General features: G+C 64.7%; 7 protein-coding genes and 4 pseudogenes. All 11 read left to right on the plus strand.

All coding sequences use genetic code 11. From position 1 onward, the window contains the following. Positions 1-9 precede the first annotated feature (9 nt). Positions 10-885 carry a phosphoribulokinase gene (locus ACSKB9_RS39305; protein ID WP_438079676.1) on the plus strand — a complete coding sequence of 292 codons (876 nt, stop codon included), beginning with the start codon at positions 10-12 and terminating at the stop codon, positions 883-885. Beyond that, a pseudogene (tkt, locus tag ACSKB9_RS39310) lies at positions 882-2,904 on the plus strand (transketolase). The gene ACSKB9_RS39305 and the pseudogene tkt overlap by 4 nt, the downstream one beginning before the upstream one ends. Before the next feature lie 15 nt (positions 2,905-2,919). Continuing rightward, positions 2,920-4,002 carry a class II fructose-bisphosphate aldolase gene (fba, locus tag ACSKB9_RS39315; RefSeq protein ID WP_283062445.1) on the plus strand — a complete coding sequence of 361 codons (1,083 nt, stop codon included), beginning with the start codon at positions 2,920-2,922 and terminating at the stop codon, positions 4,000-4,002. A 36-nt stretch (positions 4,003-4,038) separates the two neighbouring features. Next, positions 4,039-5,496 (plus strand): form I ribulose bisphosphate carboxylase large subunit, encoded by a 1,458-nt coding sequence (locus tag ACSKB9_RS39320; protein WP_438080594.1) that lies wholly within the window; start codon positions 4,039-4,041, stop codon positions 5,494-5,496. 12 nt (positions 5,497-5,508) lie between these two features. After that, positions 5,509-5,934: a ribulose bisphosphate carboxylase small subunit gene (locus ACSKB9_RS39325; protein WP_438079677.1), complete on the plus strand. Its 426-nt coding sequence runs from the start codon at positions 5,509-5,511 to the stop codon at positions 5,932-5,934. Between the two features lie 109 nt (positions 5,935-6,043). After that, positions 6,044-6,986: pseudogene (gene cbbX / locus ACSKB9_RS39330) on the plus strand (CbbX protein). Further along, positions 6,983-7,700 (plus strand): annotated as a pseudogene (locus ACSKB9_RS39335) (HAD-IA family hydrolase). The pseudogenes cbbX and ACSKB9_RS39335 overlap by 4 nt, the downstream one beginning before the upstream one ends. A 618-nt stretch (positions 7,701-8,318) precedes the next feature. Next, entirely contained in the window at positions 8,319-9,392 is a 1,074-nt protein-coding gene (gene chvE, locus ACSKB9_RS39340) for a multiple monosaccharide ABC transporter substrate-binding protein (protein WP_438079678.1), read from the plus strand. Positions 9,393-9,560: 168 nt separating this feature from the next. Next, positions 9,561-11,140 (plus strand): annotated as a pseudogene (mmsA, locus tag ACSKB9_RS39345) (multiple monosaccharide ABC transporter ATP-binding protein). Continuing rightward, positions 11,137-12,327, plus strand: a complete 1,191-nt coding sequence (mmsB, locus tag ACSKB9_RS39350) for a multiple monosaccharide ABC transporter permease (RefSeq protein ID WP_438079679.1) — start codon at positions 11,137-11,139, stop codon at positions 12,325-12,327. The pseudogene mmsA and the gene mmsB overlap by 4 nt, the downstream one beginning before the upstream one ends. A gap of 57 nt (positions 12,328-12,384) precedes the next feature. Next, positions 12,385-13,218: an inositol monophosphatase family protein gene (locus tag ACSKB9_RS39355; protein ID WP_438079680.1), complete on the plus strand. Its 834-nt coding sequence runs from the start codon at positions 12,385-12,387 to the stop codon at positions 13,216-13,218. Positions 13,219-13,314: the final 96 nt, after the last annotated feature.

Here is a 13,314-nt window from a genome sequence, read left to right on the forward strand (position 1 = left end):
GAGGACCGCATGTCACGTCGGCATCCCATCATCTCGATCACCGGCTCCTCCGGGGCCGGCACCACCTCGGTGAAGAAGACGTTCGAGAACATCTTCCGCCGCGAGAACGTGGTCGCCGCCTATATCGAGGGCGACGCGTTCCACCGCTACGACCGCGCCGAGATGCGCAGCCTGATGGCGGAAAGAGCCGAGCGCGGCAACAAGCACTTCAGCCATTTCAGCCCCGAGACCAATTTGTTCCAGGAGCTGGAGAAGCTGTTCAGCGACTATGCCGAGACCGGCACCGGAACCACGCGGCACGATGTGCACGACGAGGAGGAGGCGCGGCTCTACGGCGCCAAGCCCGGCACCTTCACCGCATGGGAGGCGTTGCCGGAGAATTCCGACCTCCTGTTCTACGAGGGCCTGCACGGTGCCGTGGTCACCGACAAGGTGAATGTCGCGCAGCATGCCGACCTCAAGATCGGCGTCGTGCCGGTCATCAACCTCGAATGGATCCAGAAGCTGCATCGCGACCGCAGCCATCGCGGCTACTCCACCGAGGCGGTGACCGACACCATCCTGCGCCGCATGCCGGACTACGTGAACTACATCTGTCCGCAATTCACCGAGACCGACATCAACTTCCAGCGCGTGCCGACCGTCGATACGTCGAACCCTTTCATCGCGCGCTGGATCCCGACGCCGGATGAATCGATGGTCGTGATCCGCTTGAAGAACCCGCGCGGCATCGACTTCCCCTATCTGCTCTCGATGATCCCGAACAGCTTCATGTCGCGCGCCAATTCGATCGTGGTGCACGGCGCCAAGCTCGACCTCGCGATGCAGCTCATCCTGACCCCGCTGATCCTGCAACTGATCGAACGAAAGAGGCGAACGATATGACCGCACTTGCGTCCGTAGCCAGCCGCCCCGAAATCAGCCACGACGAGATGGCCAACGCCATCCGCTTCCTCGCCGTCGACGCGGTGGAGCAGGCGAAATCCGGTCATCCCGGCATGCCGATGGGCATGGCCGACGTCGCGACCGTGCTGTTCACGGACTTCCTGAAGTTCGACCCGGCCGATCCGGCCTGGCCCGACCGCGACCGCTTCGTGCTGTCGGCGGGGCACGGCTCGATGCTGCTCTACGCGCTGCTCTATCTGACGGGCTACGAGAGCATGACGCTCGACCAGCTCAAGGCGTTCCGGCAGTGGGGATCGAAGACCCCGGGCCATCCCGAGTACGGCCACACCCCGGGTGTCGAGACCACGACCGGGCCGCTCGGGCAGGGGGTTGCGACCGCGGTCGGCATGGCGCTTGCCGAGCGGCTGATGAACGCGCGCTTCGGCGACGACCTAGTCGACCACTACACCTATGTGATCGCCGGCGATGGCTGCCTGATGGAAGGCATCAGCCATGAGGCGATCTCGCTGGCCGGCCATTTGCGGCTGAACCGCTTGATCGTGCTGTTCGACGACAATCATATCTCGATCGACGGCGCCACGTCGCTGTCCTGTTCGGACGACCAGGCAGCGCGGTTCAAGGCCAGCGGCTGGAAAGTCAACCGCATCGACGGCCACGATCCGCAGGCGATTACCGCGGCGATCAGGCAGGCGCGATCGAGCGATCGTCCGTCGTTGATCGCCTGCCGGACGGTGATCGGGTTCGGTGCGCCGAACCGGCAGGGCAGCGAAAAGGTGCATGGCGCGCCGCTCGGTGCCGATGAGGTGGCGAAGACCCGTGCCGCGCTGCGCTGGCCGTATCCGGCATTCGAAATCCCCGATGCGGTGCTGGCGGAGTGGCGCGAGCTCGGCGGCCGGGGCCGCGACGCGCGGCGGGCCTGGATCGAGCGTTCGCGCAACGCCTGCAAGGGCGACAGGGCCGAGCGGTCTCCGTTCCACGATGCGCTGAACCGGAAATTGCCCTGCGCCTATGCCGAGGCGATGACAAAGTTGGTGGAGCGGTTCGCGACCGAGCGGCCGAAGCTCGCCACGCGACAGGCTTCGCCAGCAGGTCATCGACGTGATCGCGGAGGCGTTGCCCAATTTGCTGGGCGGCTCGGCCGACCTCACGCACTCCAATCTGACGCTGGCGAAGTCGCAGGTTTCGGTGCGGCCGGAAACGCTCGACGGCAGCTATATCCACTACGGCATCCGCGAACACGGCATGGCCGCGGCGATGAACGGCATCGCCCTGCACGGCGGGTTCATTCCCTATGGCGGCACCTTCCTCAGCTTTGCCGATTACAGCCGGCCGGCGATCCGCCTGGCGGCGCTGATGGGGATCCGCGTCATCCATGTGATGACCCATGACTCAATCGGGCTCGGCGAGGACGGGCCGACCCATCAGCCGGTCGAGCATCTGGCGGCGCTGCGCGCGATCCCGAACGTCCTGGTGTTCCGCCCGGCCGATGCGGTCGAGACGGCGGAAGCGTGGGACTGCGCGCTGAAGGCAGAGACCTCGCCGTCGATCCTCTGCCTGTCGCGGCAGGCGCTGCCGACGGTTCGCGACGGCAGCAAGGACAACCAGGTCGCGCTCGGCGCCTACGTTCTCGTCGAGCCGGCCTTCGCGCGTGACGTCACCCTGATTGCAACGGGTTCGGAGGTGGCGATTGCGCTCGAAGCCGCAAAGCTGCTGGCGGAAGACGGGGTACAGGCCGCGGTCGTCTCGGCCCCGTGCTTCGACCTGTTCCGCCAGCAGCCGAGCGACTATCGCGCCAAGGTGCTGGGCAGCGCCCCGCGCGTCGGCGTGGAGGCTGCGGTCGAGGGCGACTGGGCCCGCTGGCTCGGCGACGATGGCGCGTTCGTCGGCATGGCCGGCTTCGGCGCCTCCGCGCCGGCCGACGTGCTCTACCGCGAATTCGGCATCACGCCCGCGGCAATCGCTGCTGGAGCAAAACAGCTCATTCAACGAGCGAATTGAAAGGAGGACACCACCATGGCGCGGATAACCCTGAGGCAGTTGCTGGACCACGCCGCCGAACGCGGCTACGGCGTTCCGGCCTTCAACATCAACAATATGGAGCAAGGCCTCGCCATCATGGAGGCGGCGGCTTCCTGCGATGCGCCTGTCATCATCCAGGCCTCGCGCGGCGCGCGGTCCTATGCCAACGACATCATGCTGGCGAAGATGATCGACGCGCTCGAGGAGATGCATCCGCAGATTCCGCTCTGCCTGCATCTCGATCACGGCAATGAAGAGGCGACCTGCGCCACCGCGATCCGCTACGGCTTCACCTCTGTCATGATGGACGGCTCGCTCAAGGCCGACGCCAAGACCGCAGCCGATTATGACTACAACGTCGATATCACCCGCCGGGTGGTCGACATGGCGCACTGGGTCGGCGCGTCGGTCGAAGGCGAGCTCGGCGTGCTCGGCTCGCTCGAGCATGGCGGCGGCGAGCAGGAGGACGGTCACGGCGTCGAAGGCAAGCTGAGCCATGACCAACTGCTCACCGATCCCGACCAGGCGGTCGATTTCGTCCGCGCCACCAAGGTCGATGCGCTCGCGATCGCGATGGGCACCTCGCACGGCGCCTACAAGTTCACGCGGCGGCCCGACGGCGAGATCCTGGCGATGCGCGTGGTCGAGGAGATCCACAGCCGCCTGCCGAACACGCATCTGGTGATGCACGGCTCGTCCTCGGTGCCGCAGCCGCTGCAGGACATGTTCAACCAGTTCGGCGGCGAGATGCCGCAGACCTGGGGCGTCCCGGTCGAGGAGATCGTCCGCGGCATCAAGCACGGGGTGCGCAAGGTCAATATCGACACCGATTGCCGCCTGGCGATGGCGGCGGCCTTCCGCAAGGTCGCCGTCCAGTCGAAGAGCGAGTTCGATCCGCGCAAATTCCTGAAGCCTGCGATGGATGCGCTGCGCGAACTCTGTCGTGACCGCTTCGAGCAGTTCGGCACGGCCGGCAATGCCGCCCGGATCAAGGTGGTTGCACTGCCGGAGATGGCCCGCCGCTATCGCGCCGGCGCGCTCGATCCGCAAATTGGAAAGATGACCCAGGCCGCCTGAGCAAATGGCGACGAACCACAGGAGATTTCGATGAATATGCAGCAGTCGATCACGGTGCGTGGCAAGGATCGCTACAAGTCAGGCGTGATGGAATACAAGCGGATGGGCTATTGGGAGCCGAACTACGAGCCTAAGGACACCGACGTCATCGCCTTGTTCCGCGTCACGCCGCAGGACGGCGTCGACCCGACCGAAGCCTGCGCGGCGGTGGCGGGCGAATCCTCGACCGCGACCTGGACCGTGGTGTGGACCGACCGGCTGACGGCCGCGGAGAAATACCGGGCGAAGTGCTACCGCGTCGATCCGGTGCCGAATTCGCCGGGCAGCTACTTCGCCGATATCGCCTACGACCTCGACCTGTTCGAGCCGGGCTCGATCTCGAACCTGACGGCCTCCATCATCGGCAATGTGTTCGGCTTCAAACCGCTGAAGGCGTTGCGGCTCGAGGACATGCGGCTGCCGACCGCCTATGTGAAGACATTCCAGGGCCCGGCGACCGGCATCGTGGTGGAGCGCGAGCGGCTCGACAAGTTCGGTCGTCCGTTGCTCGGCGCCACCGTGAAGCCGAAGCTCGGCCTGTCCGGCCGCAACTATGGCCGCGTCGTCTATGAGGCGCTGAAAGGCGGGCTCGATTTCACCAAGGACGACGAGAACATCAACTCGCAGCCCTTCATGCACTGGCGCGAGCGCTTCCTCTACTGCATGGAGGCGGTCAACCGCGCCCAGGCCGCGACCGGCGAGATCAAGGGGACCTATCTCAACGTCACCGCGGCGACCATGGAGGACATGTACGAGCGCGCCGAGTTCGCTCATGAGCTCGGCTCCAACATCGTCATGATCGACCTCGTGATCGGCTACACCGCGATCCAGTCGATGGCGAAGTGGGCGCGCAGGAACAACATGATCCTGCATCTGCATCGCGCCGGCCACTCGACCTACACGCGGCAGCGCAGCCACGGTGTCTCGTTCCGCGTGATCGCGAAATGGATGCGGCTCGCCGGCGTCGATCACATCCATGCCGGCACGGTGGTCGGCAAGCTCGAGGGCGATCCGAACACCACCCGCGGCTATTACGACATCTGCCGCGAGGACTTCAATCCGTTGCACCTGGAGCACGGCGTGTTCTTCGACCAGAACTGGGCGAGCCTCAACAAGCTGATGCCGGTGGCCTCCGGCGGCATTCATGCCGGCCAGATGCACCAGCTGCTCGATCTGCTCGGCGAGGACGTCGTGCTGCAGTTCGGCGGCGGCACCATCGGCCATCCCCGTGGCATCCAGGCCGGCGCCACCGCGAACCGCGTCGCGCTGGAAGCCATGATCCTCGCCCGCAACGAGGGGCGCGACTACGTCCACGAGGGGCCCGAGATCCTGGCCAAGGCGGCGCAGACCTGCACGCCGCTGCGCGAGGCGCTCGACGTCTGGAAGGACGTCACCTTCAACTACGAGTCAACCGACGCCCCCGATTTCGTTCCCACGCCGAGCATGGCGGTCTGAGAGGAGGTTCTCATGCGCGTTACCCAAGGCTGCTTTTCGTTCCTGCCCGATCTCACCGACGAGCAAATCGCCGCGCAGGTGCAATACTGCCTCGACAAGGGTTGGGCGGTGAACATCGAGTTCACCGACGATCCGCATCCCCGCAACACCTATTGGGATATGTGGGGCCTGCCGATGTTCGACCTGCGCGATGCGGCGGGCATCATGAAGGAGCTCGCCGACTGCCGACGGGTCTATGGCGACCGCTATATCCGGATCTCCGGCTTTGATTCCAGCCCGGGCTGGGAGTTGGTTCGCATCTCCTTCATCGTCAACCGGCCGCAGGAGGAGCCAGGCTTCCGGCTCGACCGCCAGGAGGCGGCCGGACGCAATCTGCGTTATGCGACCCATTCCTATGCAGCGGGCCGCCCCGAAGGCGAACGCTACACCGATCATTGACCGCGTCCGGCTTGCAAACCAGGCGGGTTGCTCCCTCGACCGTCCTGGTCCGGATGCACTTCTCCGTCGTCGCCGCCGCGGCGACGGAGCTTTTCCAGGCGAGATGATAATGACGCAGGCGCAAGAACAGATCAGCGAACAAATCCGCGAGACCCCGCTCGAGACCATCGACCTTCGCCATGAATTCGCCGACCTCGGCATCGGCGACGTGCTCGACCAGCTCGATTCCGAATTGATCGGCCTGAAGCCGGTGAAGACCCGCATCCGCGAGATCGCCTCGCTGCTGCTGGTCGAACGCATCAGGCAGAAGATGGCGCTGGCGACGACATTTCCGACCCTGCACATGTCGTTCACCGGCAATCCCGGCACCGGCAAGACCACGGTCGCGCTGCGGATGGCCGGCATCCTGCACAAGCTCGGCTTCGTGCGCCGCGGCCACGTCATCAGTGTCACGCGCGACGACCTCGTCGGCCAATATATCGGCCACACCGCGCCGAAGACGAAAGAGATATTGAAGAAGGCGATGGGCGGCGTGCTGTTCATCGACGAGGCCTATTACCTCTACCGCCCCGAAAACGAGCGCGACTACGGGCAGGAGGCGATCGAGATCCTGCTGCAGATCATGGAGCAGCAGCGCGAGGATCTGGTGGTGATCCTGGCCGGCTATGGTGACCGCATGGAGAAATTCTTCCAGAGCAATCCGGGCTTCCGCTCCCGGATCGCGCATCACATCGACTTCCCCGACTATTCGGACGGCGAGTTGCTCTGGATCGCCGAGTTGATGTTGCAGCAGCAGAATTATCGGTTCTCCCCGGAAGCACGCGAGGCCTTCGTCCGGTACATCGGAATCCGTCAAGGAACAACCGCTGTTCTCCAATGCACGCTCGATCCGCAACGCGCTCGATCGCATCCGGTTGCGCCAGGCCAACCGGATCGTGGCGAAGCTCGACCGCACGCTGACGGCCGACGACGTGATGTCGATCGAGGCCGGCGACGTGCTTGCCAGCCGGGTGTTCGTCAAAGGCGCCGGTGCGGCGGGCGAGGGACGATGAACGAGGCGCTCGCCGTGATCCGGTCCGCCGGGATGCGCGACATCATCGCGAGCGCCCGCGCCTTGATCTTCGATGTCGACGGTACGCTTGCCGAAACCGAGGAGGTGCACCGCCGCGCCTTCAATGAGGCCTTTGCCGAAGCCGGCCTCGATTGGTTCTGGGACCAGGTCACTTATGCGCGGCTGCTTCGGGTGGCCGGAGGCAAGGAGCGCATCCGCACCTTCGACCAGCGCAACGCGGTCCCAATGCTGACATTCGCCGAGATCGCCGACCTGCACAGGATCAAGACCGCGCGGTACGCCGCGCTGATTGCCGCCGGCGGCTGCCCGTTGCGGCCGGGCGTCAGGGCCTGGCTCGCCGGCGCGCGCAGCCGCGGCCAGCGCCTGGCGATCGCAACGACCACCTCGCACGCCAATATCGATGCGCTGCTTTCGGTTTCGCTCGGGCTGGACTGGGCCGATCAGTTCGAGGCGATCGTTGCCGGCGACGACGTGCCGCGGAAGAAGCCGGCACCCCGACGTCTACACCGAGGTCCTGACCCGGCTCGGGCTCGGGCCGGGAGATTGCGTCGCAATCGAGGATTCCGGCAACGGCCTCGCCGCCGCGGCGGGCGCCGGCATCCCCGTCGTCATCACCCGCAGCCCCTATTTCAGCGACGACGATTTCACCGAGGCATTGCTGGTTGTCGACGATCTCTCTGACATCGACGCCTGAAGGTCGCTGCCGTCGGCCGGCAGTTCGGGCTAATTTATTCTGATCGTGAAATAAATGGTGCTTGCATCCATAGCAGGGTGAAGGCACAATCCCGCCAAAGGTTGCCAGAAGCAGTGCCAGGCCAACCTTGGGGGCTTTTGGGACTTGCCAGCGATTCCGGATAGTGCCCCACAACCCTCCACGTCTCCGATCAATTTCTTCGGATAATTAACTAAATGGCCAGTCGGTGCTTGCGTCCATATAGTAGGGGCAACGTCAACCAAAGGATGCAAGTAACGGTGGCGCACCGCCAGACGTCCTGGCGGACGCTGGCGCGCGACAACGATTCCGGGAGACCGGCGCCTCATGATGCTCCACGTCGTTCCTGCGCCTCGTTCGCCCCACGACATGACTCGCGGCTGAACCCGGCATTGCGGGATCGACATGGCCGATCGTGCGGGGTGAGCATTGGCACTGTTGACGAGTTCGATCGACATTCCGCAATTTCGGTTCGTGACGGTCCCGGCGCCGATCCGACATCACCGTAGAATCTGACGACCAGCCCAACGAACGATCGCCGTCGATTGACGCTGTCCACGGCAACTGGAATCCCAACTCAAAAAAGCAAGGGAGTGAAGCATGTTCAAATTGAAGACCGCCTTGTTCGCGCTTGCGCTGGCCGGCCTTGCCGCGACGGTGTCGGATCGCGACGCCATGGCCCAGAGCAAGCCGACCATCGGCATCGCGATGCCGACCAAGTCCTCGGCGCGCTGGATCGACGACGGCAACAACATGGTCAAGGTGCTGAAGGAGCGCGGCTACGGCACCGATCTGCAATATGCCGAAGACGACATTCCGAACCAGCTCTCCCAGGTCGAGAACATGGTGACCAAGGGTGCCAAGGTGCTGGTCATCGCCGCCATCGACGGCACCACCTTGTCCGATGTCCTGAAGCAGGCCAAGGCCCAGGGCATCACGGTGATCGCCTATGACCGCCTGATCCGCGACACCCCCAACGTCGACTTTTACGCGACCTTCGACAATTTCCAGGTCGGTGTGCTGCAGGCCCAGTCGATCGAGAACGCGCTCGGGCTCAAGGAGGGCAAGGGGCCCTTCAACATCGAGCTGTTCGGCGGCTCGCCCGACGACAACAATGCGTATTTCTTCTACGACGGCGCGATGTCGGTGTTGAAGCCGTATATCGACAGCGGCAAGCTCGTGGTCGGCAGCGGCCAGACGGGCATGAACAAGGTCGCGACGCTGCGCTGGGACGGCGCGACCGCGCAGGCGCGGATGGACAACCTGCTCAGCGCGTTCTACGGCAAGAAGCGCGTCGACGCGGTGCTGTCGCCCTATGACGGCCTGTCGATCGGCATCATCTCCTCGCTGAAGAGCGTCGGCTACGGCAGCAAGGACCAGCCGATGCCGTACATCAGCGGGCAGGATGCCGAGGTCCCCTCGATCAAGGCGATGCTGCGCGGCGAGCAGTATTCGAGCATCTTCAAGGACACCCGCGACCTCGCCAAGGTGACCGCCGACATGGTCGACGCCGTGCTGAGCAAGAAGGAGGTCGCCGTCAACGACACCAAGACCTACAACAACGGTGTCAAGGTGGTTCCGTCCTATCTCCTCAAGCCGGTCGTGGTGGATAAGACCAATTGGGAGAAAGTCCTGATTGACAGCGGCTATTACAAGCGCTCGCAATTCGACTAGAGCGTTTTCGAGCGAAGTGGCTACCGCTTCGCGTGAGGAAAACGCGTCAAAACTAGAATCTAGAGTCCCGTTCCGGTTTAATCGGAACGGAATAGGCTCTAGGGCGGATCGCCGGGCGAGCGGCGGCGAGCCGCGCCGGGGACGACCGACGTTGCGGGACATGATCCGATGACGGCATTGCTTGAGATGCGCGGCGTCAGCAAGAGCTTTGCCGGCGTGCAGGCGTTGCGCGACGTCAGCTTCACCGTCGAGGCCGGGCAGATCCATGCGCTGGTCGGCGAAAACGGCGCCGGCAAGTCGACCTTGATGAAGGTGCTGAGCGGGGTCTATCCGGCCGGAAGCTACGAGGGATCGATCGTGTTCGACGGCGAGGAGCGGCGCTTCCGCGACATCAACGACAGCGAGGCGCTCGGGATCATCATCATCCATCAGGAGCTGGCGCTGATCCCGCTGATGTCGATTGCCGAGAACATCTTTCTGTCGCATCCGCCGTCGCGGTTCGGCGTCATCGACCGCAACGCGGTGCATCGGCGGACCGCCGAGCTGTTGGCGCAGGTCGGCTTGCGGGAGCCGCCGGATACGCCGATCACCGACCTCGGCGTCGGCAAGCAGCAGCTCGTGGAGATCGCCAAGGCCCTCTCCAAGCGGGTGCGCCTCCTGATCCTCGACGAGCCGACCGCCAGTCTCAACGAAGCCGACAGCGCCGCCTTGCTCGAGCGTCTCCTGGCCTTCCGCGAGCAGGGCATCGCCTCGATCCTGATCTCGCACAAGCTGAACGAGGTTGCGCGCGTCGCCGACCGTATCACGGTGCTGCGCGACGGCCGCACCGTCGACAGCATCGACTGCCGCACCGAGCGGATCGAGGAGGACCGCATCATCCGCAGCATGGTCGACCGCGATCTGGCGCATCGTTTTCCCGAGCGGAAGGCGGAGATCGGCGAACCCGTGATGACGGTGGAGAACTGGTCGGTGTATCACCCGCTGCATACCGAGCGCCAGGTGATCAAGAACGTCGACTTCACGCTGCGCCGCGGCGAGGTGGTCGGCATTGCCGGCCTGATGGGCGCCGGCCGCACCGAGTTCGCCATGAGCCTGTTCGGCCGCGCCTGGGCACCAACGTCTCCGGCAAGGTCCGGCTCGATGGCCGCGAGGCCGATCTGTCCAGCGTGCCGGCCGCGATCGATGCCGGCATCGCCTATGTCACCGAAGACCGCAAGCAGCTCGGGCTGATCCTTGCCGCCGACGTCCGCAAGAACGTGACGGTGGCGAGCCTACGCCAGGTGTCGGAGCGCGGCGTGATCGACGATGTCGCCGAGCTGAAAGCCGCGAGCGACTACCGCACCCGGATGCGGATCCGCTGCTCCGACGTCTACCAGGCGACCGGCGACCTCTCGGGCGGCAACCAGCAGAAGGTGGTGCTGTCGAAATGGCTGATGACCGATCCGAGGGTGCTGCTGCTGGACGAGCCGACCCGCGGGATCGACGTCGGCGCGAAATACGAGATCTACTCCATCATCAACGAGCTGGCGGAGGCCGGCAGGGGCGTCGTGGTGATCTCCTCGGAGATGCCCGAGCTGCTGGGCATCTGCGACCGGATCTGCGTGATGAATGACGGCGCCTTCGTCGGCGAGTTCGCAGGCCACGACGCGACGCAGGAGAAGATCATGCGCGCCATCATGCGCAATGTCAGAATGTCCAGACGCGGCGCTGACGAAAGGGCGGCACGCGCCGGAGGAGGGGCATCATGACCGACAAGACGGTATCACTTCCCGAGGCCCCCAGGCATTCCGGCTTCATCAAGAACAATCTGCGCAACTACGGCATGCTGCTGTCGCTGCTCGCGATCATGCTGTTCTTCGAGATCGTGACCGACGGCACGCTGTTGCAGCCGCTCAACCTCACCAATCTCGTGCTGCAGAACAGCTACATCGTCATCATGGCGCTCGGCATGCTGCTGGTGATCGTCACCGGGCATATCGATCTTTCGGTCGGCTCGGTCGCGGGCTTCGTCGGCGCGGTCGCCGCGGTGCTGATGGTGCGCTACCATGTCAGCTACCCGATCGCGTTCGTCGCCTGCCTCCTGGTCGGCGCCGCGATCGGCGCGGCCCAGGGCTATTGGGTGGCCTATTTCGGCATTCCGTCCTTCATCGTGACGCTGGCAGGCATGCTGGTGTTCAAGGGCCTCGCGCTTGCGGTGCTGCAGGGCCAGTCGGTCGGGCCATTTCCGCCGACCTTCCAGAAGCTGTCGTCGGGCTTCATCCCCGAGCTGTTCCCGAGCGCCGGCACGCTCTATCCGACGTCGCTCGCGATCGGCATCGTCCTGGCGTTTGTCCTGGTGCTGGCGACCGCCAGGAGCCGGGCGCGCGAGCAGGCGCACGGCATCGCCGTCGAGCCCTATGCGTTTTTCATCGTCAAGAGCATCGCGCTGGCGGGCGCGGTGCTCTACTTCACCTATCTGATCGCCTCGCATCGCGGCCTGCCCAACGTGCTCGTCATCATGACCGTCCTGATCGCGCTCTATGGCTTCGTCACGCGGCGGACAGTGATCGGGCGGCAGATCTACGCGGTGGGCGGCAATGCCAAGGCGGCGAAACTGTCCGGCGTCAAGACCGAACGGCTCACCTTCTTCACCTTCGTCAATATGGGCATGCTGGCCGCGCTTGCCGGGCTGGTGTTCGCAGCCCGGCTTAACACCGCGACGCCGAAGGCCGGCCTCGGCTTCGAGCTCGATGTGATCGCCGCCTGCTTCATCGGCGGTGCGTCGGCCTATGGCGGCGTCGGCCGGGTCGGCGGCGCGGTGGTCGGTGCCATGATCATGGGCGTCATGAACAACGGCATGTCGATCCTCGGTATCGGCATCGATTATCAGCAAGTGATCAAGGGCCTCGTCCTGCTGGGCGCCGTCTGCATCGATGTCTACAACCAGCGCCGCTGACCGCCACGCAGTCGCAATTCCACGATAGGATGCCGGCGCAACGCAGGAGAATGCCGCGTGAAACTGTCCCATGCCGATACGCTGAATATCGGAGCCATCCTTGCCGAAGTGGGTCGCAGCGAGATCATGCCGCGGTTCCGCCGCGTGCGGGAGATCGAGGTCCGCACCAAGACATCGGCATTCGACGTCGTCACCGAAGCCGATGAGCTGGCGGAGCAGGCGATATCGGCGGCGCTGCTGCGGGCGTTTCCGAATGCGGTTGTGATCGGCGAGGAGGGCACCGCGCGTGATCCGGCCGCGCTCGATCAGGTCGGAACCGCGGAGCTTGCCTTCATCATCGATCCGATCGACGGCACGCGGAACTTCACCTCGAGCCTGCCGCTGTTCGGCACCATGGTGGCGGCCACCATGCGCGGCGAGATCGTGTTCGGTGCGATCCATGATCCGGTCAGCAACGACACCGCATTCGCGCTGCGCGGCGAGGGCGCGTGGCTCGCGATGCCGGACGGCCGGCAGCATGACCTCAAAGTGGCTCCCGCCGTGCCGGTCAAGCAGATGGATGCGATCGTCGGCGTCAACTTCCTGCCCGAGCCGCTGCGCACGATTGTCGCCGGCAATCTTTCCAGGCTCGGCGGCAGCGCCTGGCTCAGATGCGCCGCGCATGAGTATCGCATGGCGGCGTCCGGACATTGCCACCTGCTGTTCTACAACAAGCTGATGCCGTGGGATCATGCCGCTGGCTGGCTGTTGCATCGCGAGGCCGGCGGCTACAGCGCGCATTTCGACGGATCACCCTACCGGCCGGTCAATCTGACCGGCGGCTTGCTGTGCGCACCCGACGAGGCGAGCTGGCGCGCGGCGCGGGAGGCGATCCTGATGCCGGCTGGATAGCAGCACAACGTGCGGTTCGTCGCGTTGCGGCGTTATGAGCCACATTGGTTTTCGGATTTAACTACCAAACAGCTTGTTCGGTGTCGTCCCTGCGAA

This window comes from Bradyrhizobium sp. BR 1433, assembly GCF_051547665.1.
GTDB lineage: Bacteria > Pseudomonadota > Alphaproteobacteria > Rhizobiales > Xanthobacteraceae > Bradyrhizobium > Bradyrhizobium australafricanum.